21 protein-coding genes are annotated in these 26889 nt (G+C 64.8%); 6 read left to right on the top strand and 15 right to left on the bottom strand.

The genetic code is table 11. The annotated features are described in order from the left end of the window. Positions 1 to 2: 2 nt before the first annotated feature. The 3 genes from ACF3NP_RS07760 to ACF3NP_RS07750 are packed head-to-tail and all read right to left on the bottom strand — an operon-like array spanning position 3 to position 10930. Positions 3 to 212, bottom strand: coding sequence for a hypothetical protein (locus ACF3NP_RS07760; RefSeq protein WP_181889897.1), 210 nt, complete (start codon positions 210 to 212; stop codon positions 3 to 5). A gap of 11 nt (positions 213 to 223) precedes the next feature. Further along, the gene (locus tag ACF3NP_RS07755; protein WP_392398610.1) at positions 224 to 9262 is read right to left on the bottom strand and encodes a fatty acid synthase subunit beta domain-containing protein; all 9039 of its coding nucleotides are present in this window, start codon (positions 9260 to 9262) and stop codon (positions 224 to 226) included. Positions 9263 to 9298: 36 nt separating this feature from the next. After that, a complete protein-coding gene (locus ACF3NP_RS07750; RefSeq protein WP_181889899.1) occupies positions 9299 to 10930 on the bottom strand; it encodes an acyl-CoA carboxylase subunit beta in 1632 nt (543 codons plus the stop codon). Between the two features lie 172 nt (positions 10931 to 11102). Here ACF3NP_RS07750 and ACF3NP_RS07745 point away from each other — a divergent pair, with 172 nt between their 5' ends. Further along, entirely contained in the window at positions 11103 to 11462 is a 360-nt protein-coding gene (locus tag ACF3NP_RS07745; protein ID WP_236883591.1) for a holo-ACP synthase, read from the top strand. Between the two features lie 161 nt (positions 11463 to 11623). Here the strand turns inward: ACF3NP_RS07745 and ACF3NP_RS07740 are convergent, their stop codons facing one another. The 7 genes from ACF3NP_RS07740 to ACF3NP_RS07710 form a co-directional block, all read right to left on the bottom strand. Next, entirely contained in the window at positions 11624 to 12391 is a 768-nt protein-coding gene (locus ACF3NP_RS07740; RefSeq protein WP_181889901.1) for an ATP-binding protein, read from the bottom strand. After that, positions 12388 to 13077: a Mu transposase domain-containing protein gene (locus ACF3NP_RS07735; protein ID WP_236883592.1), complete on the bottom strand. Its 690-nt coding sequence runs from the start codon at positions 13075 to 13077 to the stop codon at positions 12388 to 12390. The genes ACF3NP_RS07740 and ACF3NP_RS07735 overlap by 4 nt, the downstream gene beginning before the upstream one ends. 38 nt (positions 13078 to 13115) lie before the next feature. Beyond that, positions 13116 to 14465, bottom strand: a complete 1350-nt coding sequence (locus ACF3NP_RS07730; protein WP_181889902.1) for an IS256 family transposase — start codon at positions 14463 to 14465, stop codon at positions 13116 to 13118. Between the two features lie 22 nt (positions 14466 to 14487). Further along, positions 14488 to 15480, bottom strand: a complete 993-nt coding sequence (gene istA / locus ACF3NP_RS07725) for an IS21 family transposase (RefSeq protein ID WP_236883593.1) — start codon at positions 15478 to 15480, stop codon at positions 14488 to 14490. Positions 15481 to 15721: 241 nt separating this feature from the next. Continuing rightward, positions 15722 to 16405 carry a type 1 glutamine amidotransferase gene (locus ACF3NP_RS07720; protein ID WP_181889903.1) on the bottom strand — a complete coding sequence of 228 codons (684 nt, stop codon included), beginning with the start codon at positions 16403 to 16405 and terminating at the stop codon, positions 15722 to 15724. A gap of 2 nt (positions 16406 to 16407) precedes the next feature. Next, positions 16408 to 16569, bottom strand: coding sequence for an RNA helicase (locus ACF3NP_RS07715; RefSeq protein WP_101494221.1), 162 nt, complete (start codon positions 16567 to 16569; stop codon positions 16408 to 16410). Beyond that, the gene (locus ACF3NP_RS07710; protein WP_143339012.1) at positions 16566 to 16979 is read right to left on the bottom strand and encodes a hypothetical protein; all 414 of its coding nucleotides are present in this window, start codon (positions 16977 to 16979) and stop codon (positions 16566 to 16568) included. Before ACF3NP_RS07710 ends, ACF3NP_RS07715 begins: the two co-directional genes overlap by 4 nt. 83 nt (positions 16980 to 17062) lie before the next feature. Here ACF3NP_RS07710 and trpS point away from each other — a divergent pair, with 83 nt between their 5' ends. Next, positions 17063 to 18073 (top strand): tryptophan--tRNA ligase, encoded by a 1011-nt coding sequence (gene trpS / locus ACF3NP_RS07705; RefSeq protein ID WP_181889904.1) that lies wholly within the window; start codon positions 17063 to 17065, stop codon positions 18071 to 18073. Positions 18074 to 18150: 77 nt separating this feature from the next. Next, the gene (locus tag ACF3NP_RS07700; protein ID WP_181889905.1) at positions 18151 to 19245 is read left to right on the top strand and encodes a YhjD/YihY/BrkB family envelope integrity protein; all 1095 of its coding nucleotides are present in this window, start codon (positions 18151 to 18153) and stop codon (positions 19243 to 19245) included. Here ACF3NP_RS07700 and ACF3NP_RS07695 read toward each other — a convergent pair. From ACF3NP_RS07695 to ACF3NP_RS07675, 5 genes are all read right to left on the bottom strand, one after another. Next, positions 19205 to 20458 carry a D-alanyl-D-alanine carboxypeptidase family protein gene (locus tag ACF3NP_RS07695; RefSeq protein WP_181889906.1) on the bottom strand — a complete coding sequence of 418 codons (1254 nt, stop codon included), beginning with the start codon at positions 20456 to 20458 and terminating at the stop codon, positions 19205 to 19207. The genes ACF3NP_RS07700 and ACF3NP_RS07695 overlap by 41 nt on opposite strands. Then, positions 20459 to 21589 carry a TRIC cation channel family protein gene (locus tag ACF3NP_RS07690; RefSeq protein WP_181889907.1) on the bottom strand — a complete coding sequence of 377 codons (1131 nt, stop codon included), beginning with the start codon at positions 21587 to 21589 and terminating at the stop codon, positions 20459 to 20461. 69 nt (positions 21590 to 21658) lie between these two features. After that, entirely contained in the window at positions 21659 to 22897 is a 1239-nt protein-coding gene (locus ACF3NP_RS07685) for a hypothetical protein (RefSeq protein WP_181889908.1), read from the bottom strand. Positions 22898 to 22907: 10 nt separating this feature from the next. Beyond that, the gene (locus ACF3NP_RS07680; RefSeq protein WP_236883594.1) at positions 22908 to 23951 is read right to left on the bottom strand and encodes a C40 family peptidase; all 1044 of its coding nucleotides are present in this window, start codon (positions 23949 to 23951) and stop codon (positions 22908 to 22910) included. Further along, positions 23948 to 24229 carry a hypothetical protein gene (locus ACF3NP_RS07675; RefSeq protein ID WP_181889909.1) on the bottom strand — a complete coding sequence of 94 codons (282 nt, stop codon included), beginning with the start codon at positions 24227 to 24229 and terminating at the stop codon, positions 23948 to 23950. The genes ACF3NP_RS07680 and ACF3NP_RS07675 overlap by 4 nt, the downstream gene beginning before the upstream one ends. Positions 24230 to 24315: 86 nt before the next feature. Between ACF3NP_RS07675 and upp the strand changes: the two genes are divergently transcribed. The 3 genes from upp to ACF3NP_RS07660 all read left to right on the top strand — a co-directional run bounded on the left by upp (position 24316) and on the right by ACF3NP_RS07660 (position 26849). Further along, positions 24316 to 24951: a uracil phosphoribosyltransferase gene (gene upp, locus ACF3NP_RS07670; protein WP_181889910.1), complete on the top strand. Its 636-nt coding sequence runs from the start codon at positions 24316 to 24318 to the stop codon at positions 24949 to 24951. A gap of 106 nt (positions 24952 to 25057) precedes the next feature. Further along, positions 25058 to 25468 (top strand): helix-turn-helix domain-containing protein, encoded by a 411-nt coding sequence (locus tag ACF3NP_RS07665; protein ID WP_181889911.1) that lies wholly within the window; start codon positions 25058 to 25060, stop codon positions 25466 to 25468. A gap of 199 nt (positions 25469 to 25667) precedes the next feature. Continuing rightward, entirely contained in the window at positions 25668 to 26849 is a 1182-nt protein-coding gene (locus ACF3NP_RS07660; RefSeq protein WP_338026654.1) for an amidohydrolase, read from the top strand. Positions 26850 to 26889 lie beyond the last annotated feature (40 nt).

The following is a 26889-nucleotide window of genomic DNA, read 5'->3' as shown; positions in this document are numbered from 1 at the left end:
TTCTAGAAGTAGGTTACGTTGCCGATGGTTGGCTGGCTGCCAAACGGCTGGCCGAATGCATCGCCGAACACGTTGTCTTCGTTGGCAGCACCGGCGCCGGCCTCAGCAGCGGAGGTGGCCTGCCAGGTTTGGGCCTCGGCGAGCACGGTGGTCAGTGCTGCCAGTTCGTCGTGGGACAGCGACGTGTCGTCGGTACGAAACAGTGGTGTCATGGTGTCTCTCCTTAAACGGTCGGGGTCGCGGTCGCGTACGTGCCGTCGGCGTTGAGACGGGCATCGGGGTTGAGCAGGAGTGCGATCTCGTCGGCGTGGTCGTCGATACCAGCGAAGCGGCGGTTCTCCACCTGGGTGAAGAGGTCGGCGCGGCCGATCATCCCGGCCTCGAGTCGGCTTGCGCCCTGGGTGAGGCGTTCGGTGGCGCGCTCACGCCAGGCGTCGGCGTCGTGGCCGTCGCGTGTCAGTGCGGCTTCGAACACACCCGGGTGGCCCAGCACGACGAGCGCGCCGACGTGGCCGAAACCGAGCGAGGTCAGGGCCGCCGCCTTCACGTTGCCGGCTCCGAGAGCGAGCGGGGAGCGCAGCCACACCAGGTTGGTTGCCTTCGGCTCGATGAGCGGGTCGACGCAGTCCAGCGAGGCGTTCGGCGGGAGGTCGCCGGTTGCCAGGACGTCGATAAGCCCGCCGGTCTGCAGCAGCGCCGCACCTGCCTTGGAGTGACCGGTGAGGGTCTTCTGCGAGATGACGTACATCGGTGCATCCGGGTCGCGGCCAACGGCCGGCCACAGCACGGAGTGCAGTTCGGACTCGTTCGGATCGTTGGCGTTGGTGGAGGTGTCGTGCTTGGACAGGACGGTGACATCATCAGGCGTGAGTCCCAGCGAGGACAGGGATCGGGCCAGGCGCGAGTCGGTACCGCCGCAGGCCGCCGCCAACACGCCGAGGCCTGGTGCCGGGATGGAGGTGTGTGCGCCGTCGCCGAAGCTGGAGGCGTACGCGACCACTGCCAGCACCGGCAGGCCGAGTTCGGCGGCGAGGGTGCCGCGGGCGAGCAGGACCGTGCCGCCGCCTTCGGCTTCGAGGAAGCCACCGCGTCGACGGTCGTTAGCGCGTGAGATGAAGCGGCCGTCGATACCTTGTGCCGTCATCTTGGCGGTTTCGGCGGTGGCGTTCATGTCGCCGAAGCCCTGGAGGGATTCGACCTGGACGTCGTCGATACCACCGGCGACGACAAATTCGGCCTTGCCCAGCGCAATCTTGTCCACCGCTTCTTCGATGCTGACTGCGGCGGTGGCGCACGCGCCGACCGGGTGGATCATGGAGCCGTAGCCGCCGACAAGCGCCTGCATGGTGTGGGCGGCTACCACGTTGGGCAGCGCTTCCTGCAGGATGTCAGTCTGGCGTTCCTCGCCGATGAAGCGGGAGACGAACACCTTGTGCAGCGATTCCATGCCGCCAATACCGGTGCCTTGGGTGGTGGCGATGAAGGATGGGTGCACCTTCTGTATGAGCTCCGCCGGGGTGAAGCCGGCGTTGATGAACGCGTCGACGGCGGTGACCAGGTTCCAGGCGGCCATGCGGTCCATGCCGTCGGCCATCTGGGCGGGGATGCCCCACTTGGTCGGGTCGAACCCGTCCGGCATCTGGCCAGCGACGGTGCGCGACAAGGTGGCCTTCTTCGGCACGTGCGCCAGGGCACCGGCGTGGCGGGTCACGCTCCATTCGCCGTCGATCTGGCGGATAGTGGTCTTCTCACCGTCGGCTTCCACGTATGCAAGTGCTTCTTCTTTCGTGGTCACGGTAAACGTGATGTCGCGGTCGAGGTAGACCTGCTCAAGGTCTATGGAGCCTTGGTCGGTGAGGAAGTACTTGTCCGTCAGCGTGCGGATGCCGCTGCGTGCGATGACGTCGTCGCGGAAGCGCTCGTAGATGTCCTCTTCGGCAACCTCCGCGCCGTCGTCGTCGTACCAGGCCGGGTTCGGGTCCTCGGACCAGGTGATCAGGCCCATCATCCACGCCAGTTCGAGGACGCCGGCTGCAGTGAGGTCGACCTCGCCGGTGCGTGTGATGCCGTATTCGGCTTCGCGGCGGGTGCGCCCGGAGCCCCAGCTGGATACTTCGCCGATGCCGACGACAACCACCATGTCGTCCAGCGAGCAGGTGACATCGCCCACGCTCGCCGGTGCGGGTTGGCGTGGGGTAGTGACGTTTGGCAGTGCGCGCACCGTTGCGCCATTGCTTGTCGACGATTCCGTGCCCGCCGCATCAACACGTGCATTTCGTGCCAGATCGGCGATGGACACGCCTGCGTTCTCGAGCCCGCCGGTGAGGTCGAGATCCAGCGGGGACTGCTTCGCCTGCTCACGGGATTCCTCGGTGACCAGGCCGAGCAGCTGTGTGGAGATCTCCTCCGGGCTCCACACGTGAATACCTGCGGCCTGTGCCGCCGGGACGAGGCCGTCGTTGCCGCCCATCAGGTGCGTGCCGGCAACCCAGCCGATGCGGGCCTGCGCCAGGGTGACACCTTCCGGCCAGCCGGTTTCCGCGGACCACTTGTTCACAATCGCGTCGAAGGCTGCCTTGACCTCCCCGTAGGCGCCGTCGCCACCGAACGTGCCGCGGTTCGGCGAGCCCGGCAGAACGATGTGAGCGCGCTCGGCAGGGAAGTTATCGCCGTGCTGCGCCAGGTCGGACAGGCCGGCAATGGTGCGTTCGACCGACCACAGCAGCAGGCGGGCCTGCGTTTCGGCGTTGCCACCGACCTCTGCAAGCGAGCCGGACACAGGAGGTGCGGCGAACGGGAAGGCAAGGGTCGGGGTGAGTGCCGGTTTGATGATCTTGACGTCCTTGCCGACGGTTTCCTTCTGTTCGGCCCCGATCCAGTCGATGAGTGCATCGATGTCGCGGTAGGACGACAGGTTCGTCGGCACCAGCCACAGGCGCGCGCCCACGGAAGCGTGCTCGGCGAAGAGGGTGCGGGCGAATTCCTTGCGCGCCTGGCTGACGTTGGATGCGGTCATGATGACCGTCGCACCGCCTGCGAGCAGGCGTTCCACCACTGCGGTGGCGATGGAACCCGGCGCGGCTCCGGTGACTAAGGCGACGTCGTCTGCGTACGGCTCGTTCGCGTCGGCGATGGCGGCTGCTGCGATCTCGCCGAGTACGTTGCGACGATCACCTTCCACGCGCTTGGCGTACCACTCGGCCTGCTTTGCCACGGTGGAGCCGGTGCCAGCGAAGCGCTGTGGTGCGAGGTCGATCTCGCCGAAGGCGACGCGTGCGAGGTCTTCGCGGGCTTGGGCCCAGCGGTCGTCGAAAAGCACTGCCTTGCGCTCGTCGAAGACTGGGGTGACCTGCTTGACCCAGCCGGAGCCGAGTTCTGCCTCGATCGTTTCCACGATCGTGGTGTCCGGTGCGGGGATTTCCGCGACCTCGTCTTCGATGCCGAGCTTGTTCAGCAGCGTGCGGGCGGTGGCCACCAGGGTGTCGGTGACTTCGTCCTTGTAGGCGTCGAGTGCAGCCGAATCCACCACTCCGCCGCCGGAGGAACCACCGCTGGTGGCCTGGGAGACTGCAACGCCGTAGCGTGCGGCGACGTTTTGTACCGCCTGGTCGATCAGTGCGGTGATCTCCGCCTTGGTCGTGGCCGACGGCAGGCTGTTGAGCGAACCGCCGCGGACCGATTCCTCAGTGCGGCTGCCCAGCAGGATCTCGGCTTCGACGTGCGCGGTCCAGGTTGTGGGCAGGCCCCACGCGGCCGCGAGGTGCTCGCCGACAAACGCCGGCTTCAGGCCTGCGCTGCCGAAGAGTTGGCGCAGGCGGGTGCCCACGGCCTCGGATAGGACAGCGCCGAACGGGGTGTAGCCCGGTGCGGCGGTGTTCACGCGCGTGTTCAGCGTAGCCACGTCGGCCTCCGCTGCGCCGTCGATGGCAGGCACGCCGAGCTCGGCGGACATGTCCATGAGCAGCTGGTTGCGTCGCGACGACACCCCGCCGGTGAGCTCCTCAATCGTGTCCGAATCGTTGATCTGCTCGGGGCGGATCTTGTTCTGCAGCGCGAACAGGACGGTGATCGCATCGGCTGCGGTGAAGGGAAGGTCGGACACGGGCGCGCCGGATGCCGGTGCAGCCGGTGCTGGCTCTGCTGGTGCTGACTCTGCTGGTGCGGCGGGTGCTGCCTCGGCTGCCGGTTGTGGGGCGGATTCGGTCGCTGGGGTCGAGTCGGCTTCTGTGTTGGCCGGGGCGTCGTCGACAAGCACGGGCTCCGGCGCGGAAACCACGTCGTTGAGCATGACGATGTCCTGGCTTGCCTCAACGTTGAAAACCGGCACGTGAATGCCGATGACATCCATCTCGCGCTTTGCCAGGTTGGTCAGCGTCGGTGAAGAGGCAAGGCCGACCTCGATGACCTGGTCGACGCGACCAAGCAGGTAGTCCTGGGTTTCAATCCAGCGCACAGGGGAAGCGAACTGCCACGCCAACAACTCGATGAGCAGCGTGCGCGCGAGCGCGTTGCGGTCGGTGTTCTCCGGCGTCATGCCCTTAAGGCGCTCGGAGGGGACCTCGTTGGTGACCGCATCGATGAACTCTTGAGTCAGCGCAAACGGCTTGGCCACCAAGTTCGGAATGTAGCGGTCCACCAGCGTGTCCACATCGATGATTTCCGGCATGTGCTCGTCGAGCTTTTCGGCGAAGTCTGCAACACCCTCGCGCAGCACGCGTGAGTGGAAAGGAACGTCCACGCCCGGAACCGTGACGTAGGCGCGTGGATTAACCGAGTTAGCCTTGCGCTCCAGGGCGGCAAGGCCGCGCTTCGTGCCAGCCACGGAGTACTGCTGGCCCTTGATGTTGTAGTTGACAATCTCCAAGAACTCGCCGGAATCCTGCGCAACACCAGCGACGTACGCTTCGACCTCTTCCGGGCCGACACCGATCATGTTCGGGCGCAGCGCGCCCATGCCGTAGTCGGAGTTGCCCTCCGCATCGCGTGGCACCAGGGAACCCATGGCGGAGCCACGCGAGTACACGATGTCGATGACCGCTTCCAGGTCAAAGATGTTGCCCAGGGCTGCAAGCGCGGTGTATTCACCGAGCGAGTGGCCCGCAAAGTACGCACCGGAGGCCAACGTGTTGGCCTCGTTCAGTCGCTGCGTCTGCGCGTAGGCGACAACGGCCATGGCCACCTGCGTGAACTGGGTCAGGTGCAGGACGCCATCCGGGTGTTTGAACTCCAGACCGCGGATGACCAGGCGCGACGGGTTGTCCTCCACAATGCGCTGGATGGAGAACCCGTGGGTCTCACGCGTGTGGCGGTCAGCGCGGCGCCACACGTCGCGCGCGGCAGCGGAAGCAGCACGGTCACCGTTGCCCATGCCCTGGGTTTGAATGCCCTGGCCGGGGTAGACGTAGGCGGTGCGCGGCTGGGCCAGAAGCGCCTGACCACGGGAGACGACGTCGCCGGCGATGCGGCAGGTCACCTCAAGGGCCTGCTGGATGCCGACGCGGCCGACGCGCTCGACGGTGATCTCTACATCGTCGTCAAGCTGCACCATGCCGTACATGGAGTAGGTCCAGCCGATGACCTGGCCGTGGCCAGCAGCCAGGTGCTGTGCGGTGGCGGATAGCCACATGCCGTGCACCAGCGGCGCATCCAGGTTGACCAGGGCTGCTGCGTTGGTGGAGGTGTGAATCGGGTTGTAGTCGCCGGAGACCAGAGCAAACGGGGTCATGTCCGACGGTGCGCGCACCACGGTGCGGTCCACGAATGAACGCGGGGTCGGCTCAACCTGCTCGCTTGCTGCGCCACCACCATAGGCCGGTGCCGGGACTGGTGTTGCAGTACCGGTGGCGCGACCACGGATGGCAAAGCGCTGCATCTGGGTTGCCACAACCTCGTCGCCGGAGCGCAGCTCCAACTCGACGGTGACAATACGGCCAGAGGTGGACTCAGCGATCGAGGTGCACTTGGAGGTCACGTCGATGCGCCGGCCATCTGCAAGCTCGGTAAGCGGGACGCGCAGGTCGATGACGTGATCTAGGTGGACGGCGTTGAGCAGGCCCTCGATCACCGGCGTGCCGTCAGCCAACTTGCCGGAGCCCAGCGCTGCGTAGATCGCCGGCCAGCAGGGGCCAACCAGCACGTCTGGCGTGCCCACCACAGCGTTGTCGGCCACAGCGCCGCCGGTGACCGCGGAGTGCGATGCCAAAAGGGAAGCGGGCAGCGTAAACGACGAGCGCGCCACACCAAACGGCGCGTCCTCGGTCGGTGTCTCGATCTGCGGGATCTCAGTAATCGTGTCGCCGGCCTCGCTGACCGAACCGACACCAGCCAGGCCAGACAGCAGCTCGAAGACGCTGTCAGACAGGCGATCGCCGTCCACAATCGGGGAGGCACCCGTGCCCGCACCGGCAGGGATCTCGACCGGGATGTTCACCTCACGCACGTAGAACGGACGCTGGTCGTCCTGCAGGTGGTCCCACGCGGAATCAGCGTGGATTCGGATCGTCCACTCGCGCTCACCAGCCGCGTTGGTGGTTGCCTCCACGTCGAAGGCGTCCTCGTCCAGCGCGTATGCAGGGTTGGCCATCAGGTGGCCGTGCCACACCAAGGTCGGGCAGGAGCGCAGATACGCGGCCTCGTCGGCGGCGTCGCTGCGTCGAGCGAAGCGGGATTCAGCGGTGGCGCCGTCGTCGATAAGCATCTGCGTCGCGGCATCCTCAAAACGTGCCAGCAACTGCGCAACCGGCTCGTTCTTACGCGTAATACCAGCAACCGCAACCGGGCCCGGGATAATGCGCACCTGGTCAGCGGTGTAGCGCTCATCCTGTGCCTGCCACAAGGTGTCCTTGCCAAACCAGGACTTCAGATCCGCATCAAGTGCTGGCACCCACGGCATCGGCTTCGGGTAGGCATAGTGCAGACCGATCCACCACGCCGCATCGCGCGGGGAAACCATGACCTCGCGCGCCTGCGGGTAGTGCTGCAGCAAGGTGCTGAGACCATCGCGCGGGGAGATCTCGACATCGTCGGGGAAGAGGGTCGGGATCTCACCGTGGTCGGCCTCGTTCAGACGTGCCTCGATGCGCTGGAGCAACGCAACAAAGCGCGCGTTCCAGGTCTGGTCGATAAACGGATCGGCGAGCTCGACGAAGCGCTCGACCCACTCGGCGTACGTCATCGTCTCCACGTCGCCGAAGTACGGCTTCGCCGTCTTCGACAGTGCCTCGATGATCTCCTCGCGGTGCGCCGGGTACTCCTCAATATCCAACGAGGCGATGAACCGTGCCGCCTTGGCAAAGGAGTTGTCCAGGTCGTGCAAGTCCGCCAGCAGGTGCGATTGCGACGACGCCACACCCGCCACGCCGCGACCGCGACCGACCCAACCGCCGTTGTTCTCCGGCGGCAGGCCAGGTGTGTCCACGAGCAGCTGCTTGACCGAATCCGTGGCCTTCGCCTCCTTCGTGGCCATGGCCACGGTGCCGACAAACACTCCATCCACCGGCATCGCAGGCAAACCGAACTTCTCAGACCAACGGCCCGTAATCAGCTCCGCGGCACGCTCCGGCGAGTACACGCCACCGCCGACGGTGAGCACCGCGTTGTCGTGCGCGCGGATCTCGGGGTAGGTCTCCAACAGCATGTCCTCCAGATCAACCCAGGAGTGGTGGCCGCCAGCGTGGCCGTCCTCCACCATCAAGATGACCTGGTCGTCCGGGTTCGCCGCAGCGATTGCGAGCGCGTTGCGGATCTGCTGCGTTGTACCGGGCTTGAGCGCAATGTAAGGGAAGCCATCCTGGTGCAGCTGCGCGAACAGCTCTGTGGCCTCGTCGACGTCCGGAATGCCCGCGGAGATACACACGCCGTTAAACGGAGCACCAGCAGCGCGGGCCTTTGGCACCATGCGCGTTTGGCCGAATTGCAGGTTCCACAGGAAGCGGTCGAAGAACATGGTGTTGAACTGCGCGGTGCGACCAGGCTGCAAAAACGCCTTGAGGTTGGCGGTGTGCTTGCCAAACTCCTCCTCGGAGTACATGCCGCCACCGGCAAGTTCCGCCCAGTATCCGGCGTTGGCAGCGGCGGCGACAATCTCGCCGTCCGCGGACGTTGGGGTCATGCCACCCAGGATGATCGGGGACAGACCAGTTAGCGACGAGAACTTCGTCTGCGTGTACGTCTTGCCATCCGGCAGCGCGATCACTCGTGGTGCGTAGGCCGAGTAGTCCACGCCCTGCGGCAACTCAGCGCCCGGGCGTGCAAGCTCGTCGCGCTTCGCGGCGGTGGACGCGTCCAACACAGCGACGCCGGAGCCGTTGGCCAAGTTGGTCGCAATCGTCGCCGTAGCCGTATCAAACGTGAAAATGTGGCTCGCGCCCTGGGCAATCAGGTCGCGCACGGTTTCGGTGAAGTCGAACCGGTCCACCAAAATCGATTGCGCCAGTTCACGGGGAGTGGTGGTTTCAAAGGTGATGCCGCATGCGTCCGCCCACTGCTGCGCCAACTCCACACCGGGGGCGTTCGTGTCCACGTGGAAGGGGTACGCAACATCAAGCGAGTCGAACACCGGCGTGATTTCGGATCCGCCGTACTCCACTTCCAACTTGGCGTTGTAGCTGCTCGCAGCCGCTTCGATGTCTTTGCGTGCCTGCGCGAGCGCCTCCGGGCTGCCAGACAGCACCACGTGGCGGTGCCCATTGATCACGCTGATAGGAGCCGCTTGCGTATCGACGACAAACTCACCGACCTGCTCAGGCGTCAGCCCACGAACCGAAAGCATCCGGCTGCGCGAGTCGGCGCCACCGTACACGTTGGTTGCGGCAGCACCCATGATGAAGGCGAACGCAAGAGCTTTCTCCGCAGCCTGTGGGCCGTTGGCGCGATTGAGCGCGGCGGCACCCAAGATGCCCTGGGAGTGTCCAGCGAACAGTGCGTCGGTGGTGTCGAGCCCGAGCTGCTCGAGATCTTCCGCGGCAACAATCTGCGACAGCAGAATCGCCGGTGCACTGACCGCGGGCAGGGCGTCGATCGCCTCGTGCGAGGTGTCCGCATCCATCGCGTCGCGAATACGCTGCACAACTCCTGGCACGACAGAGGTCAACGGGCGGGCAACAGCGGCGGTGAGGGACTGGGCGTCGTTAAGAAGCTGCTCCATGCGGATACGTGCCACAGGAGTCGCGGCAGCATCAGCGAGCACCTGCTGCCAGGAAGAACCCTGCCCCGGGAACAGGATTGCGGGACGCTTCAGGGAAGAAAAAGAGGTGGAATTCATAACAGTGTCCTTATGGTCCTTTGCATCGGAGCGGGATTAGAGCGGGATATTGCCGTGCTTGCGCATTGGACGCGCCACGGTCTTGTCACGGAAGAAACGCAGTTGCGCTGCGATAACAGCAGGGGTTTCGCTTGGGAGGATGACCGAATCGATCAGGCCTCGCTCAGCGGCCTTGTACGGGTTGAGCATCTCGTCCTCGTAGTTGCGCTCGTACTGCGCAATCAGTTCGCGGAGCTCCTCGTCGTTCACGCCGGAATCGCGGGCGTTTGCAATGTCTTTGCGGTTGATGAAGCCGACCGCGCCAGACGCACCCATCACCGCGATCTGCGCGGTAGGCCATGCCAAGTTCACATCGGCGCCAAGGCCTTTTGAGCCCATCACGCAATACGCGCCGCCGTATGCCTTGCGCATGGTCACGGTCACCTTCGGCACGGTTGCTTCGCCGTAGGCGTACAGCAGCTTTGCACCGCGGCGCAGAATGCCGCTGTGCTCCTGGTTCGCGCCGGGTAGGAAGCCGGGTACGTCCACCAGCATGACAATCGGGATGTTGAAGCTGTCGCACGTGCGGATGAAACGCGCGGCCTTTTCCGCCGAGTCGATGTCCAAGCAACCTGCGAGCACCATGGGCTGATTAGCGACGAAGCCCACCGGCTGGTCCTCAATCCGACCAAACGCAGTGACGACGTTTTCAGCACGCTGCTCCATGACCTCCAGGAATTCGCTGTCGTCCGCGATATGCGCAATCACGTCGCGGACCTCGTAGGGGGTGTTGGGCGAGTCTGGGATCAATGAATCCAGCGCGGCAGCATCGGTGGCGTCTGCCTCTGCATCGGTTGGGGTTGCGGGACGCGGCGCCGACTTCTGGCGGTTGTTCGACGGCAAGTACTCAAGCAAGTCAGCCACCCAGTCGAGCGCATCCTCATCGGATTCCGCAACGTAGTGGCAGTTGCCGCCCTGCTGCATGTGCATCCAGGCGCCGCCGAGCTCTTCTTGTGAGATTTCCTCACCCGTGACGGTCTTGATTACGTCCGGGCCGGTGACGAACATCTTCGAGGTCTCGTCCACCATGACCACAAAGTCAGTCAGCGCGGGGGAGTAGGCGTTGCCACCGGCGCAGGCGCCCATGATCACGCTGATCTGCGGGACCACCCCGGACGCTTCGATGTTGTGGCGGAAGGTGCGCGCGATCCAGTCCAGCGACACCGCACCGTCTTGGATGCGGGCGCCTGCACCTTCGTAAAGTCCGATCAGCGGACGGCCGGTGGTCACGGCGAGGCGCTGGATCTTGGTCATCTTTTCGCCGTAGACCTCACCGAGTGCGCCGCCGAAGACGGTGCCGTCCTGGGAGAAGATGCAGACTTCACGCCCGTCGATAGTGCCGTGGCCGCACACGATGCCGTCTGTTGCCGGGCGCTTGGCCTGCATGCCGAAGTCGTGGGTGCGGTGGCGCACCAACTGGTCGGTTTCCACGAAGGAGCCCTCATCGAGCAGATAGTCCAGGCGCTCGCGTGCGGTGAGACGGCCGGCGGAACGGACCTTGTCCAGGGGTTTCGAGCCCACTGGCTCGTGTGCCTCGGCACGCCGGCGTCGAAATTCCGCTATTTTGTCGGCTGTTGACGAAAGTGGTTTTTCATCCAAAATTGTTTTGGAGTCAAAATTAAAAGCCATGCGGGCATAGTAAACCTACTGAAGCGTAAGTAAAAGGATTGGCCACAATTCACAGAAAACAGCCAGCATTTCTTATGCGATCGCAAACACAACAAAGTCGCAACCGCCGACGGAAGGAACGCGCATGCACATCGGCACCGACCTGGTCCACATTCCCGGTTTGGCTCAGCAAATGAAGTTGCCGGGATCCACCTTCATGCAGGTGTTTACCGACCGGGAGCGGCGCGAATGTGCCGCGAAGCCGGACCCGGTCGCATCGCTGGCTGGCCGCTGGGCCGTTAAAGAGGCTTACGTCAAAGCCTGGGCGTCCACCCGCTTCGGGCGGCCGCCGCAAATCGCCCCCGACGACTTCAATTTCGCGGAGGTGGAGGTAGTCCAGGATGTGTTTGGGCGCCCCGCGGTCCAGCTGCACGGCCGCGCCGGGGAGGTTGGGCCGCCGGTTTGCAGCGTGAGTATCAGCCACGACGGCGACTACGCCGTGGCCGTGGTTGCAGTGGAGGTGGCCACGGGGGCGGGCCGCGGCAGCCTCTAGATGCTTACCCCAGGATGCTTATTCCTCGAGAGCGATCGACCGTTGTGGAGTGCGCCACTTGAGAAATATGTTTAGAAGATCGGAATGGTAGCGGTGTGGTGAGTTTGTGGTAGCGCCTGAGTGGGGATCCGGTAGCGGTCCCGGCTCAGGCGTTTTGTGTGTTACTGGTTAGTTTCCAATCTCATGTTTGGTCCTTCGAGGGTGATGATTTCGGCGCCGGCGATGAGTCGGTTGAGGATGGATTCGGCGATGACTGCGTCCGGGATGGATCTGTACCAGTCTTGCGGGGTGAACTGTGAGGTCACGATTGTTGATCGGTTGCCTTCTCGTTCGGAGAGAATGTTGAAGAGCAGGTGTGCGGTGGCGGCGTCGACTGGGGTGGTGAGGAAGTCGTCGAGGACTAACACGTCGACGCTGATCAACTCGCGGGTGAGTTTGAGCCGGGCTGGGTCGTCGAGTGGCATCACTGCGAAGTGCGCGGCAAGCATGTCGGTGCGGTAGAACCTGGCGGAGTAGTCGTTGCGGCATGCTGCGGTGATCAGTGCTTGGGCGAGGTAGGTCTTGCCGACTGAGGATTTGCCCAAGATGACTATGTTTTGGCCCAGGTGGCACCATTGTCCGTGAGCGAGTCGGCTGACTTGTTCTGGGTTGATGTTGCGGTCAGGTGCGTAGACGACGTCTTCGAGGCAGGCATCGGGGTTTGGCGATCGTGATGCCTTGAGCAGTTTGTTGATGCGGCGTTCGCGTCTGGCCGCGACTTCTTTGTCGAGTGCGTAGAGCACCTTTTGGGAGAAGGTCCACGTGTCGAAGGCTGGGTCGTTGGCGATGTCGATGACGCTTTTGCCGAAGGCTGTCATGCGCATTGCTGTGAAGTCCGCGAGGACGGATTCGTCGAGGAAACGCTCTTGAGGCGGGGTCGGTGGGGTCATGGCGTTGTGGTTCCTTTCTTGATGAGGTTGTCCAGGCTGAACTGTGCTGCGCCACCGAGGTAGGCGCCGCTGGTGTCGCGTGTGGCAGCGGCGGGTGCGTGGGCCGGATGCCCAGGTGTGGCCGGTGCCGGTTGGTCGAAGCCGTGTGGTCGGGTTGCGGCTTCTTTGCGTACGGCGGCCATCATGTTTTTGACCGCGGTGTAGGACACCGCCCGGCGGGTCCCGTCGCAGGAGAGCAGACGCTGGCATGCTTCTTCCAGCACGGGCTTGTTGGCGTGTTTGCCCATTGACAGCACGTTCCTGCACGATTGGTACGCCTGGGCCGGGATTGCTTTCGCCGTGATCATTTCCTCGATGACGGTGCGTGTCGCCGGGCCGATTTTTTGGGCTTCGCGCAGGAAGTAATCGCTCGTCCACAGGCCCTGGGTGTGATCCATGTTCGCCGGTATGTGGTCGGCATCGGTGACATACGCCCCGCGGGTGTGGGAAAGCGTGTGGGTTGTCACGGCACGGCCACCATCGAAGACCGTGAGCACTTGCCCGGTGATGCGCACATCGACAGTGCGGCCAACGAGCTGGTGCGGCACGGAGTACCGCACGCTGGCTACGGTGATGTGGAAATCTGGGGCGATCTTGGCGCGTTTCCACTCGGTGCGCTGCCACGGGGTGTCGGGAAGTGCTGTCAAAAGGAGAGTGTCCGATTCTTTGTGTGCGGGGGCTTGGTTTACAAGTAGTCCGCGAATCGGTCGGGGTAAGCCACGGCTAGTTGGTTGATGGCTTGTTTCCACCCGGTGGCTTTCGCTCCTTCAATATAGCCGTTGCACTCAACGTCGCGCTTCACTTTCTTCGCTCGCTGCGCAGCGCGCTTGTCTTCGATATTGCAGATCATCAACCACAGCGTCTTCAGCGCCGCCGTATCGTTCGGGAACTGGCCCCTGTTGCGGGTAGCTTTCCGCAGTTCAGCATTCAGCGACTCGATCGAATTCGTGGTGTAGAGCACCCGGCGTGCCGCCGGCGGAAACTGCAGAAACGGCACGAACCGCTCCCAAGCGTCGCGCCAAACTTTGACCGACTGCGGGTATTTCCGGCCCAGTTCACTGGCCTCGAACGCATCCAAGCTGGCACGGGCGGTGTCCTCGTTAGTGGCCGTGTAGACCTCGCGTAGCGCACGGGAGACGCCTTTGCGGTCCTGATACGACACCCACCGGTTCGCAGCCCGAATCAGGTGCACAATGCAGGTCTGCACCATGGAATTCGGCCAGGTTGCCTCCACAGCTTCCGGCAGGCCTTTGAGCCCGTCGCAGCACACAATGAACACGTCCTGGACACCGCGGTTGGCCAGGTCCGCGCACACCGATGCCCAGAATGCGGCACCTTCATTTTCAGCGATCCACAATCCCAGGATGTGCTTGATGCCGTCCATGTCGACACCAACCGCCATATAGCAGGACTTGTTGACCACGCGGTGCCCGTCACGGATTTTCACGCGTAGCGCGTCGAGGAAGATCACCGGGTAAAACTCGTCGAGCTGACGGTTTTGCCAGATCATGACCTCCTCTAGCACCGCATCGGTAATGGTGCTGATCGTATCCGGACTCATATCCACCCCCAGGGTGGTCGCGAGGTGGTGCTGAATATCGCGCACTGTCATCCCGCCGGCGTATAGCGAGACGATCATGTCATCGAGCTCTGTGAGCCGGCGTGCGCCCTTGGGCACCATCCGGGGAGTAAACGTGCCGGCACGATCCCTGGGCACGGTCACTTCCACCGCGCCGTACCCGGAGTTGACGGTTTTGGTGTACGACCCGTTGCGGTGATTGTTCGCCTGTGCGGTTGCCACTTGGGCTTTGGTCTTGCGGTCGGAATGGCTATAGCCCAAGTGCGCATCCATCTCCGCCTGCAGACCAGCGTTGATCGATGCCTGTAGCAGGCCTTTGACCAGCTCGCTTGCATCATCAGCCGAGGTCGACAGCTCGCTGATCAAGCTGGCGAGCTCAGGATTTTCCATCAGCTTCTCGCTGATCTCATTGACCCTTGCCGGGTCATGGTTTTTCTTCGGTGACACCGTAGTCATTATCGGTGAAACTCCTTCTAGATCAGAGCCTCACACACAAACTTCCTGACACCCTCGTCAAAAGGTGTCTTTCATGCGCATCGAAAATGTCTTTGCGGCTTGACTGCTGGTGACGAAACGGCACCGCCTGGTTGATCTGGTCAACCAACTGCTGAATTCGCGAGTTGAGTTCGTCAAGGTCGACGCACTGGTGACCATCGAGTGCGTGGATGACCTTGTGGGTGACGATCTTGACTGCGGCTTCGACATTGGCTTTGTCTTTCGGCCGTTTCGACCTCGTGGGCAGCGCTGCGGTGTTGTAATGCTCCAAAAACTGCTCGTAGGTGTCGTTGACCTTGCGGTTTCGATCCGCCGCGCTGATCGCGTTCGACGCAGTCGAGGCATTATCCGGCACCACAACCTCAGGCACGCCCCCGAAGTAGGCGAACGCGTGGTGGTGGGCATCAAGCCAGGAATGCTGGCGCTCATCCGGACATGCGAGGGCAAAAATCATCCCTGAATACGGCATTGAGGCGACAAACACGCTGACCTTCACCCCCGGTGCGCCATAAGGGTCGAACAGGCGCATCTTGGTGCCTGCCCAATCCACCTGCATGGTGTGCCCCGGTGTATGGGTGATGCGTGCGGTCAAACCGGCCGCATCGACATGAGACGCCACCAACTGGCGAAACCGGTCGTAGCTGTAATGGAGCTGGCCGGGTAAAGCAGGTGTGGTGGTGTAGCGAGCCCACAGCACTTGCAGTGTCTGCTTGTTACGCCCCGTGCGGGCTTTGACCACCGCATCGAAATCGATAGGGACGAACTCGCCCTGGCCTGTGCTGCGCCCATCTACGAATAACTCGTCGAGCTCATCATCCGTCAACGCCAACACCTGGTCGATAGTGCGAATCCCGAGGGATCGAAGCACCTGGTTCGACCGGGAAATCGCGCGGTGGGAGCATCCCAGCTGTTGTTCAATCTGGCGGTACGAACGCTGCTGCACAAGCAGCTTCATCACCGCCCGGTAATCCGTCATCAGCGGACTCCTTCCGGTAACCGGCTACACCCCTGTGGTGCAACCACCCGAAAGCATCACCCGCCACCGCCAACCCCGCTACCGGAAACCCACTGAACCGCTACCCGAAAGTCACCACACCGCTACCAACTAGCCGGTCGCAACAAAATAAGCATCCTGGAGTAAGCACCCTCGGAATTGGGGGAAAAATTGGGCCGGAATAGGACCGGAATGGGGGGCGGGGCAGCGGCGACCATTTCCGTCAGCGCCAGGCGCGGGCCGCGGCGACGAAGCCCTCGGCCAGCCTTTCGCCGGTGCGGGTGAGATGGTCGTCGTGGCGCAGCAGCTCCGCTTCGACCGCGGCACCGTCGTGGCCGCCGTTCGCCGCCCACTGGCCGGCAACCTCCGGCGAGCACTCCGGGTGGAACTGCACCGAGACGATCGACTCCAGCCGCATGGCCTGGATCGGGCAGCGCTCGCTGGATGCCAGGAGTGTCGCGCGGGGAGGGAGCGTGACTACCGCGTCGTGGTGGGATTGCTCGACCATCAAGGTTGCGCCGAGGGGGCCGAGCAGGGGATCGTCCACACCTGCGTCGGTCAACGTCACCTGGGTAGCGCCTTCTTCGTCCTGCGCCGCCAGGCCGACGGAAACTTCGCCGCCGAAACAGTCGGCGATGATCTGATGGCCCAAACAGATGCCGAGGACGGGCGTGCCCGATTCAAAGGCGCTGTGCAGCAGCTCGTGCACCGCCGGTAGCCACGGCGAGGCGTGCGTGTCCAGCGCATCTGCGCGTCCACCGAGGAGGATGAGGGGGTCGCCGGAGGCGTCGATAGGCAATGGCTCCCCGAGATCGACGGTGCGCAGGGTGGCGCCGGCGCGCTCGAGCCACGGGCCGAGGCGTTGCAGTGGCGCGAACGAATCGGGCTGCAGAACGGTGATGCGCATGGCTAGAGGTCGAAGGATGCTGCGCGGAGAATGTCCGGCGTAATGGGAACCTTGCCTTTTCCTTCCTTATCGCGCTTCACGATGAGCTTGGCCGCGGCGATCTGGCTCCGGGAAAACTCCGGCTTCGGAGACTGAATTTCTCTAGCTTTGGATCGGGCTGTCATCGCTGCTCCTCAAAAGGCGTGTTGGGATTTCGGAACACGGCGGTCAAGATCGCGTCGATTACCTCGTGCTGGTCGGCAGGGATTTCCGACTGCCTGTCGATGGAATCGAGAATAGCAATCCCCGCCTCAACTTCACGCTCGCTCGAGGCGTTGCACATGTCAGTCGCCCAGCGAAGCATCGTGTGCCACTCCTTAACACGGTCCAGCTTTTGCGAGTTATCGAGTGTTTGCGAAACCCCGAGCCAAGCAATGCAAGCAGCTCCAAGAGGCCCGATGATGCGAGACGCGAAGTCGAGCACCATCCAGGCTTCTTCGGCCGAACGTGTTGCATTACTGACAGCAAATCCGAGAGAAACAGCAACTGCGAGCGCTGTAAGCAACCAAGGTCTGTCTGATTTTGTAAGAGCCAACGTGTACTCCTTCTGTGGACGGCATTAAAGAGTTAGACGCGCCCGCACCGCCACCGGTTCCCTCCCCGCACCGGCCCACTACTATGAACCCCATGCAACGCGTGCTTTCCGGAATCCAGCCCACCGCCGACTCCTACCACCTGGGTAATTACCTCGGTGCGCTGAAGCAGTGGATCGACTTGCAGGACGGCTACGACGCCTTCTACTTCATCCCGGACCTGCACGCCATCACCGTGGACCAGGACCCCGAGGAGCTGCGCCACCGCACCCTCGCCGGCTGCGCCCAGCTGATCGCACTCGGCATCGACCCGGAGCGCTCGACCCTGTTCGTGCAGTCGCACGTGCCCGAGCACGCCGAGCTGACCTGGGTGCTGCAGTGCCTGACCGGCTTCGGCGAGGCCAGCCGCATGACGCAGTTCAAGGACAAGTCCGCCAAGCAGGGCCAGGACCGCACCTCCGTGGGCCTGTTCACCTACCCGGTGCTCATGGCCGCGGACATCCTCCTGTACTCCCCGCAGCTCGTGCCGGTGGGCGAGGACCAGCGCCAGCACCTGGAGCTGACCCGCACGCTGGCGGAGCGCTTCAATTCCCGCTACGGCAAGACCTTCACCGTGCCGGAGGGCATGATCGTCGAGGGCGCGGCGAAGATCTACGACCTGCAGGACCCCACCTCCAAGATGTCCAAGTCGGGCGCGAACCCGAAGGGCATTGTCAACCTGCTCGACGAGCCGAAGACCTCCGCAAAGCGCATCCGCTCCGCCGTCACCGACAACGACGGCGTGATCGCTTTCGACAAGGAGAACAAGCCGGGCGTGTCCAACCTGCTGGTCATCCAGTCCGCGCTGACCGGCAAGCCGATCGACGACATCGTCGCAGGCTACGAGGGTCAGGGCTACGGTGCGCTCAAGGTCGACACCGCAGAAGCACTCGAAAGCTTTACGACGCCACTGCGCGCACGTTTCGACGAACTCATGTCCGACCGCGCAGAACTCGAATCCATCTTGGCCCGCGGCGCCGAGCGAGCCCGCGAGGTCGCGGCCCCGCTGCTGGCGGACGTGTACGACAAGGTCGGCTTCCTCGCCCCGAAGCGTTAGGCCCGCACCTCGCGTCACCGTCGCACAGCCTCCTCTACGATGTGTTTGGTAAATGACACATAGTTGAAGGGACGTCGATGGCTACCTCGACCGCGCCGCGCAAGGCGTACACCGACGAACACGGCATTGAGCGCGCCTCGAAGCAGCAGCAGGGCGGCTTTGAGGCGAAGGTGGAGAAGAAGTCTCCCGCCGCCGGCCACGTGCTGCGCATGAATGAGCGTTTCGGCTCGCAAGGCGGAAACCAGATGGCCGCCGGCATCACCTACTTCTCGGTGCTGGCGCTGTTCCCGCTGCTGATGCTGGTCTTCGCAGGACTCGGCTTCTTCCTCAACGCCCGCCCGGATCTGATGGACGACATCCAAAACCAAATCACCAATTCCCTGGACGGGGACTTGGGCGACATGGTCAACGAGCTGGTCGAGACCGCCATCGACCAGCGCGGCGCCGTGGCCGGCATCGGTTTGCTCACCACCCTGTGGTCCGGCCTGGGCTGGATGAACAACCTGCGCGTCGGCGTGTCCGCGATGTGGAAGGTGGACGCGAATGAGGGCGGCAACTTCGTGACCAAGAAGCTCGCGGACCTGGTCGGCTTGATCGTGCTGATCGTGCTGTTCCTGGTCGCCACGTCGGTGACCGCGGTGGGCCTGTCCAGCTGGACCAGCACCGCCATGGACCGCCTGGGCATCGGCGACTTCCCGGGTTCCCGCGCGGTGGTGTGGCTCGTCGGCTTCCTGGTCAGCGTGCTGGCCAGCTTCCTGGTCATGCTGTGGGTGAACATGTACATGCCTCGCACGAAGGTGCCGGCGAAGTCCGGTTTGAAGGGCGCGCTGCTCGGCGCGGTCATCTTCGCCATCCTGCAGCAGTTCGCCGGCCTGGTCATTTCTTCGGCCACCGGTAGCCCGGCGGGTGCGATCTTCGGCCCGATCATCACGCTGATGGTCATGCTGTACTTGGTCTGGCGCGTGGTGCTCTACGTCGCGGCGTGGACCGCCACCACCGAGGAGTCCCTCGCGTTGGCCCCGGCTGAGGTGCCGGAGCCGGCCGTGATCAACGTCCGCGCGGGCGCGGTCCGCGGCAGGGAGGAGTCCAAGCCGTCCGGCAAGGCGCTGGGGGTTGGCGCGGCGCTGGGCGCTATCGGCGTCGGCGTGGTTTCTCTCCTGTCCCGAGACTAAACGCGGTGGCCAGCGCGGCGAGCGCGAGTACGGCCACCACAATCACATAGGACCACCAGCGGTTCCAGGTCGTCTCCTCCCCAGCTTGCTCAGGCGCAGGCGCGGGGGTGGGGGCGGCCGTTGTCGTTTCTGGGGTCTCCGCAGCGAGGGGCTCAAGCTTTGCGACGGAGCTTCGCACCCCATACGCCTCGTGCAAAAGCATCTGTGCCTGCTCCCAGGGGCGGTGGTCGTAGGCCGTGGTGTCCAGCACAACCGCCACGAGGCGGCGGCCTTCGTGGTTCACGGCGCCGACGAACGTGTGGTTCGCGTCGTCGGTGTAGCCGGTCTTGCCTCCGATGCCGTCCGGGTCGTTGAGGTAGAGCTGGTTGTCGTTCCACAGCTCGAACGCCGGCAGGTCGTCGAAGCCGGGGAAGGTGGTGTGCTCCGTGTCCACGATGCGGGTGAAGGTGGGGTCGGCGAACGCCGCGGTGTAGGCCAGGCCCATGTCCCAGGCGGAGGTGGACATGCCAGCGCCGTCTAGGCCGGAATACGACGTCGCGCGGGTGTCCGACATGCCGAGCTTCTTGGCCAGCGCATTGACCTTGCCCAGCGCCAGCTCGTCGCCGCCGAGGGCCTGGGCGAGCGCGTGTGCGCAGTCGTTGCCCGAGGACAGCAGCAGGCCGGTGAGCAGGTCTTCGACGGTGTAGTCGCCGCCCTCGCCGATGCCGGCGGCGGAGCCTTCCTGGCCAGCGGATTCCGCGGAGACCGGGACCTTCTGGTCCAGCGGCAGCTCGTCGATCACGGTCAGCGCGAGCAGCACCTTGATGATGGAGGCGGGCCGGTAGCGCCCGTGCGGGTCCTTCATCGCCACCACGTCGCCGGAATCTAGGTCGGCCACCAGCCAGGAGGAGGCGACCACGCCGTCGGGGACCTGGTAGCCGTCGGCTGCGGTTATGCCGCAGGGGCCGTCGAAAAGCACGGGCAGCGGGGAAGGGGAGGACGCGGCGCGCTCGGAGGTGGACACCGGCTCCGGCGGCCACGTGGCCTGCGGGCAGTTGTCGGTGTCGGGGGCGCGGCCGCGGCTGGGCGGGACCCAGTTGCCGCCCTCGTCGTAGTAGCCGACGGTCGGGCCGGCCGAGGAGGTGGCTTCGGTCGGGGTTTCGGCGTCTTGGGCGTGAGCTGCCGTCGCAAAGCAAAAGCTCAATGCTGTGGCAGCTGCGAGCGCACGCTTCATCTAGGAATCCTTCTGGTCGTAGCGGGCCGCGAGCCGCTCGATGAGCTCGTCGGTGAGGGCCTCGTCTGAGAGAATGATATCCAGCATGTCGGCGTGCATCGCCTCCGTCTCGGCCGGGTCCGGCTCCTCCGCGGCCTCGTCCTCGTAGGAATCGCCGGCCAAATCCACGCCGATGCTGTCGAAGAGGCTCTCGTCCTCTGCAGCTTCGTTGGCGCCCACGGCCTCCGCCAGCACCTCAGCGTCGATGGCGGGGAACTGGGTAGTGAACTCGGTGAGGAAATCGTCCGCGTCGCTGACCGCCTCCGCCGGGCGCTTGCCCTTGCGGATCTCCGCCTCGATGCGCCGCTGCAGCGCCTTCTCCATCTGCCGGTGGCGCCAAGAGCGCACACGGGTGGGCTCAAGCTCGCGGGCCACCGCGCGCGACTTGTTCTCCGCCTTCTTGGCCAGGTGCGCGACTTGCGTGGCCGTCATGTTCACCGTGGCGTTCACGGGCGCGAACTCGGAGTCGGTGGAAACGCGCCAGTTGCCCCAGTAGCCGGCGAGGAACAACGCGAAGCTGACCACGGGGCCGATGACCATGCCGAGCGCGAGGAAGCCGGTGGCGTTGCTCACCAACATGATCACTGCGCACGCCACCGCTGGGATGACGGTGGGTTGGTTGCCGCCGAACACGCTGGGTTCGCGGCCCGTGACTACGTCGCGGATCATGCCGCCGCCGGTGGCGGTGAACACGCCCATCATGATCGTGGGCAAAACCGGCAGGCCGTACTGGATGGCCTTGGAGGCGCCGGTGGCCGCCCACAGGGAGGACACCAGCGCGTCGCCGTGGGACTGCAAAAGCTCCCACGCTTTGCCCTTGAAGTAGGTGAACCGGGCGATCAGCGCGCCGGTGAACGCCAGGATGAGGTACTCCGGCTGGCTCATCGCAGCGACGGTGCCCTGGTTGATCAGCACGTCGCGCAACATGCCGCCGCCGAGGGCGGAGAGCATGGCGATGAAAAAGAAGCCCACGATGTCGTAGCCGAGCTGGCGGGCCAGGGTGCCGCCGATGATGCCCATCAGTAGCACGCCGGAGACGTCCATCCAGTGATAGATGGAGCTGATGAGGGGGTCGACCTGGTCCACTGCCATAGCTGGAAATTGTAAAGGTGGCACGTTTCGCCGGCATGTCGGGATGCCCAGGGGCAACGGCGAAGCGGTTTAGAACTTGGAGAAACGCTTGATCAGCTGGTTTTCCATTTCGGTCCACGCCTCCGCCTTGTCGGTGAACGGCGCGGACGGCACGTAGCCCGCGGCGCGGGTGGAGCCGAGCATGTACGCCAGGTAGTCCTGCATGCGCGGGTTGGCCAAAAGCAGGGAGTTCAGCGAGTCGTCCTGCGCCCAGTCCGCGGCATCCGCGAGCAGCTCGTAAGCCTTGGACATCTGTGCGGTGTCCACCGCGTCGGTGCCCTTGTTGATGTCGGCTGCGATGCCGTTGAAGGAGTAGGAGTTGTCCGGGTGGACCTCCACCTTCAGCTCGCCGGCGTTGGCGGTGTCGATGAGGTCCTGCCAGGTGGACACGCCAGCCAGGTCGTGGTCGTCGTTTTCCAGGATCCAGCGGCCCAGGTGCTTGGTGGACGGGAAGGTGATGATCTCGCCGTACTTGCCCAAGAACACCGGGGCGCCGCGCAGGTAGGTGCGCAGCGTGTACACGCTCTGGCCCTGGATGGAGATCTTCACCGGGTCGATGCCGGCGCGGCCCCACGCGGAGGAGTCGTACGGGTCTTCCGCGGCAGCGCGGGCCTCCTCGTCCGCGCGCGCCTGCTCGGCGGCAGCGGCGCGGGCTTCGGTGGCGGCGGCAATAGCGGTGCCGGCGGCTGCGACGCGCTGGGCATCGAGCTCCTGCGTATCGACGACACGGACAGACTCATCCAACGACTTGACCACATTCTCCCAGTTCGCCAGCACAACACGGCCGACGCCGGACCACTCGGACAGGCCGTTTTCGCCTGCGTAGTGGTCGGAGCCGCGGCTGACGTTGCCCAGGATGGAGTGGGAGGCGAAGAAAATCTGCGCCTGCTCCGCGGAGGCGACGTCCGCCAGGGAGCGGGAGATCTGGAACACGCGCGACAGGCGCGAGACGTTTTCGTGGCTCGGGCGGCCGGCCAGGAACTCGGGTGCGCCGATGATGTCGAAGTACTGCTTGTCGTTGGGCACCACGCGGTCGTCGCCCTGGGCCTGGAACTCCTGCCACTTTGGGTGGTCCGCCAGGTCGTGGGCGTTGGTCGTTTCCAGGTAGGCCAGGAGCTCCTCGGGGGAGTGGAAGGCCAGCACGGCTTGGTCGTCGCCGAGGAAGGCCTGCCACTCGCTGCCCTTTTCTTTCCAGGTCGGTGCCCACAGGGTGTAAAAGTCGCCCTCGGTGAGGGAGATCTTGACGGGGAGAATCGCGCGCGTAGTCATGCGGGAAACTTTAGCCGGTCGGCCTCCAGAATCCGCGGAAGGTCATGCCCAGATTTTCTGTGCGCACCGGGTTCAGCTGCACGGGGCTGCCCGCCTCGATCATCATCCCGTCTCCCGCGTACATGGCGGCGTGGCCGGACCACAGCACCAGATCCCCCGGCTGCAGCTCCTCGTACGAGACCTGCCGGCCCACGGTTTGGTCCGCGGCGACGCGCGGGATGTCCAGCCCCGCCTGCTTGTACGCCCAGGAGGTTAGGCCGGAGCAGTCGAACCCGCCGGGTGCGGCCCCGCCCCACACGTACGGTGTGCCGATCTGGCTTTTCGCGGCTTCGACGGCGGCTGCGCCGACAGCGGATCCCGACTCTTGCGCCGGAGCAGGTTCCGGCGGCGGGGCGGCCGCTGCGGCAGGTTCCGGCGGTGGTGGCGGGGCGACGGCGGAGGCTGGCTTCACCTCCGGCGGCGCGGGCTGTGCAGCCGCCTTGGCCGGAGGCGCAACCAGGGAGGCCAGACGCTGCAGTTCCCCTCGCGCCTTCTCGGTTACAGGGCCGGGGCCGGGCATGATTCGGTTTTGAGCCGCAGCGGTCGCGGAGGAGAGCGTTTCCGCAACTTGCCGGAGGTCCTTCTCCAATGCGTTGAGCACCCGCAGTGCGTCCCTGATGGCGTCGGCGATGAGCCCGGCCACGTACGCGGCGGCGCCGAGCAGGCTCGCCGGTGAGATCGCAATGGCGGGCGTCGCAGCGGCTTTGCGGATGAGCTCCGCGCCGATGGTGGCTAACTCAAAGGCCGCGGTGCCGATCAGCACGCCTCCGCGCACGACGCCGTCGCTGATCGTTGCGCGGTAGTCCGCCAGGTCCGCCGCAGCACCCGTCCGGGAAGCGCCGGAGGCGTTCGCCACCGCAGCCAGCGGGTCGAAGTCCGTGAAATCCGGCATACGAAACCCCGGCAGCGTCGGCATGTCGAAGGGCAGCAGTTTCGCCAGCATGCTGGCTGTGCCGTGCACATCCAGGCCAGCACTGGTTAAGGGGCCAGCGAAATCGAGTTTCAGAGAGCTCATAGCGTGGCCCCCAGCTTCTGGCAGGTGCAGGCGTCAACGGCCGCGGCGGCGTCGACCGCCAGGTCCATCGCCTCGGCGATGCGGTGGGCCTCGGCGCGCAGTGCCTCTGCATCAGTGTTGGCTTTGGCGATGGACTCGCTCACCGCGGCACTGAATTCGCCGAGGGGCCAGGTGGCGGGCACAGAAACGTCGTGAAGCAATTGCAAACGTGCTGCGTCGTCGCGCAGCGACTCGGTCATGGCGGATACGGCAGCGGAATCAATGTGGAAAACAGTCATGGCCATTGGACGCGAAAAACACCGCCCCGGTTCCCTCGGGGCGCAAAAAATCTCCGCGCCCCGCGGAGTGAACTAGCATGAGCCGCATGGATATCACGGTTGTCAACCACCCCCTTGCCGCGTCCCGCCTGACCATCATGCGCGACAAGCGCTCCAACAACGCGGCGTTCCGTGCGGCGCTGGCGGACCTGGGCGCGATGCTCATCTACGAAGCGGCGCGCGGCCTCGAGGTGGAGGAGTTCGACACCGAAACCCCCGTCGCCACCGCCCGCGGCGCGCGTCTTGCCACCCCGCCGATCATCGTGCCGATCATCCGCGCGGGCCTGGGCATGGTCGACCCGGCGCTGTCGATGATCCCGGACGCGCAGGTGGGCTTCATCGGGCTTGCGCGCGACGAAACTACCCACGAGCCGGTGCCCTACCTGGAGGCCCTGCCGCAGGACCTGTCGGGCCAGCCCGTGTTCCTGGTGGATCCGATGCTGGCCACCGGCGGCTCGTTGCTGCACGCCATTGACCTGCTGGTTGAGCGCGGCGCGGACGACATCACGTGCATTTGCATGGTTTCTGCGCAGCCGGGCGTAGACAGGCTGGAGGCCCACGGCGGACCGGTGCGCCTGGTCACCGCCACCATCGACCCGTCGCTCAACGAGGACGCCTACATCGTCCCTGGTCTGGGCGACGCGGGCGATCGTCTCTACGGCCCGCGCAACATCGAGCTTTAAGCTTGTCGACGTTCCTCCGGTAGCGCCGCCGTCAATCCCGCGCTACATTGCGTGGCGTAACTGGTTGACCGCTTTGGGGAGCGCCGACGTAAACGGGGGAAAGACCATGGGGGAAGTACTGCCGCAATCGCACTGGGCGAGCTACGCACTCGGGCTGGGGGAGCGCGTGCGCGCCATCCGGCTCATGCGGGGGCTGAGCCAAACGCGCCTGGCGGAGCTGGCGGGCGTGTCGCGCTCGCTGATCTCGAATCTGGAGCGCAACGACTACAACTCCAAGGTGGCCGACCCCACCTTGAGCACGTGCTACCGGCTCGCCTCCGCGCTGCAGGTGCCGCCGGCGGCGCTGCTGCCCGGCGCGGCGGAAAACGTCGAGGGCTGTTTCCTGATGTCTGAGGCGCCTGGGATGGATGCCCCGGCGCCGATCCGGTTCCAGTGGCCGCGCAGCGCGCAGGACACCGCCCGGTTCCACGACACGTACCTGCGCCGCGGCGCGCCGCAGGGTACGCCGGCGTTCTAGCGGCCCGTGGCGGCTTCGACGTCCGCTTCGTTTACGCCTTCGTCGGCCATCTCCGTGCGGGTCTCCTGGGAGTAGTCGGTCTCATGTGAGCCACCGTAACAACACCTTCCGCACCGCTTTGTCTACTTTGCGGCAGGTGCGCGTACACTCTTGTCAGCAAAACCCGATAACCGAAGATGACAAAAAAAGGGGAGCGCACGTGGATAACGCCGGTATCGCCGCTGCGGTGGATCGCTGGTTCAGCGAAAACCAGGAACGCGTGATCGGCTGGCGCCGCCACATCCACTCCCACCCGGAGCTGTCCAACGAGGAGGTCTCCACCACCGATTTTCTGGCGGAGACGCTGGAGAGCTACGGCCTGCACCCGGTGCGCTTCCCGGGCACTGGCCTGTACGTGGACCTCGGTCCAGCAGAGGGCAAGCGCCTGGCGTTCCGGGCGGACATCGACGCGCTGCGGGTTCCGGAGCAGACGGGCTTGAGTTTCGCATCGGCCAACCCGGGCGTGTCCCACTCCTGCGGCCACGATATCCACACCAGCGTCGCCTTGGCGCTCGCCTGCGCGCTGTCCACGGTGGAGTTGGAGCATCCGGTGCGCATCATCTTCCAGCCCGCGGAGGAGGTCATGGGCGGCGGCGCCCTGGACGTGATCAAGTGGGGCGGGCTCGAGGGTGTTGCCGCGATTTACGCTGTGCACGCTGAGCCGCACATTAAGGTCGGCGAGATCGGTGTGCGCACCGGTGCGATCACCTCGGCGTCCGACGTAATCCGCATCGAGGTTCACGGCCCCGGCGGGCACACCTCGCGCCCGCAACTGACTGCGGACGTGGTCTACGCCATGGGTGCGCTGATTACCCAACTGCCGGGGCTGTTGTCGCGCCGGGTGGATCCGCGCACGGGAACGGTGCTGGTGTTCGGGCATGCGGAGGCGGGCGACGCCGCCAACGCGATTCCGAAGCGGGGCCTCATCGAGGGCACGTTGCGCACCGCGGACATCACCACCTGGCGCGAGATCGAGGACCTGCTCACAGACCTCATCGATCTGGTTGTCGCGCCGACGGGCTGCACCTACCACCTGGACTACATCCGCGGGGTGCCGCCTGTGCTTAACGACGATGCCGCGACAGCGCTGGCCGTCGAGGCAGCGCGCGCGGTGGACCCGCAGTCGGTGGTGTCCGCCCCGCAATCCAGCGGCGGGGAAGACTTCTCCTGGTACCTCGAGCACGTGCCTGGTGCAATGATGCGCCTTGGCGCCTGGAGTGGGGAAGGTGATTACCAGGATCTGCACCAGGGCAATTTGAACGTGGACGAGCGCGCGCTCGGCGTCGGCGTTCGCCTGTTCGGCTCCATCGTGGAGGAGTACTTCCGCCCGGGCGAAGAATAGAAGTTCTCTGGGTAGACTGTCTCCCAGTTTGGTTCCCTGT

Source organism: Corynebacterium lehmanniae (assembly GCF_043161975.1).
GTDB lineage: Bacteria > Actinomycetota > Actinomycetes > Mycobacteriales > Mycobacteriaceae > Corynebacterium > Corynebacterium lehmanniae.
This window is presented reverse-complemented; position numbering and strand designations above follow the sequence as displayed.

Excerpts from the sequence above, each read along its gene's own strand:
- ACF3NP_RS07760 (WP_181889897.1), bottom strand. The coding sequence starts at position 212 with ATGACACCACTGTTTCGTACCGACGACACGTCGCTGTCCCACGACGAA.
- ACF3NP_RS07755 (WP_392398610.1), bottom strand. The coding sequence starts at position 9,262 with ATGAATTCCACCTCTTTTTCTTCCCTGAAGCGTCCCGCAATCCTGTTC.
- ACF3NP_RS07750 (WP_181889899.1), bottom strand. The coding sequence starts at position 10,930 with ATGGCTTTTAATTTTGACTCCAAAACAATTTTGGATGAAAAACCACTT.
- ACF3NP_RS07745 (WP_236883591.1), top strand. The coding sequence starts at position 11,103 with ATGAAGTTGCCGGGATCCACCTTCATGCAGGTGTTTACCGACCGGGAG.
- ACF3NP_RS07740 (WP_181889901.1), bottom strand. The coding sequence starts at position 12,391 with ATGACCCCACCGACCCCGCCTCAAGAGCGTTTCCTCGACGAATCCGTC.
- ACF3NP_RS07730 (WP_181889902.1), bottom strand. The coding sequence starts at position 14,465 with ATGACTACGGTGTCACCGAAGAAAAACCATGACCCGGCAAGGGTCAAT.
- istA (WP_236883593.1), bottom strand. The coding sequence starts at position 15,480 with ATGACGGATTACCGGGCGGTGATGAAGCTGCTTGTGCAGCAGCGTTCG.
- ACF3NP_RS07720 (WP_181889903.1), bottom strand. The coding sequence starts at position 16,405 with ATGCGCATCACCGTTCTGCAGCCCGATTCGTTCGCGCCACTGCAACGC.
- ACF3NP_RS07715 (WP_101494221.1), bottom strand. The coding sequence starts at position 16,569 with ATGACAGCCCGATCCAAAGCTAGAGAAATTCAGTCTCCGAAGCCGGAG.
- trpS (WP_181889904.1), top strand. The coding sequence starts at position 17,063 with ATGAACCCCATGCAACGCGTGCTTTCCGGAATCCAGCCCACCGCCGAC.
- ACF3NP_RS07700 (WP_181889905.1), top strand. The coding sequence starts at position 18,151 with ATGGCTACCTCGACCGCGCCGCGCAAGGCGTACACCGACGAACACGGC.
- ACF3NP_RS07695 (WP_181889906.1), bottom strand. The coding sequence starts at position 20,458 with ATGAAGCGTGCGCTCGCAGCTGCCACAGCATTGAGCTTTTGCTTTGCG.
- ACF3NP_RS07690 (WP_181889907.1), bottom strand. The coding sequence starts at position 21,589 with ATGGCAGTGGACCAGGTCGACCCCCTCATCAGCTCCATCTATCACTGG.
- ACF3NP_RS07685 (WP_181889908.1), bottom strand. The coding sequence starts at position 22,897 with ATGACTACGCGCGCGATTCTCCCCGTCAAGATCTCCCTCACCGAGGGC.
- ACF3NP_RS07680 (WP_236883594.1), bottom strand. The coding sequence starts at position 23,951 with ATGAGCTCTCTGAAACTCGATTTCGCTGGCCCCTTAACCAGTGCTGGC.
- ACF3NP_RS07675 (WP_181889909.1), bottom strand. The coding sequence starts at position 24,229 with ATGACTGTTTTCCACATTGATTCCGCTGCCGTATCCGCCATGACCGAG.
- upp (WP_181889910.1), top strand. The coding sequence starts at position 24,316 with ATGGATATCACGGTTGTCAACCACCCCCTTGCCGCGTCCCGCCTGACC.
- ACF3NP_RS07665 (WP_181889911.1), top strand. The coding sequence starts at position 25,058 with ATGGGGGAAGTACTGCCGCAATCGCACTGGGCGAGCTACGCACTCGGG.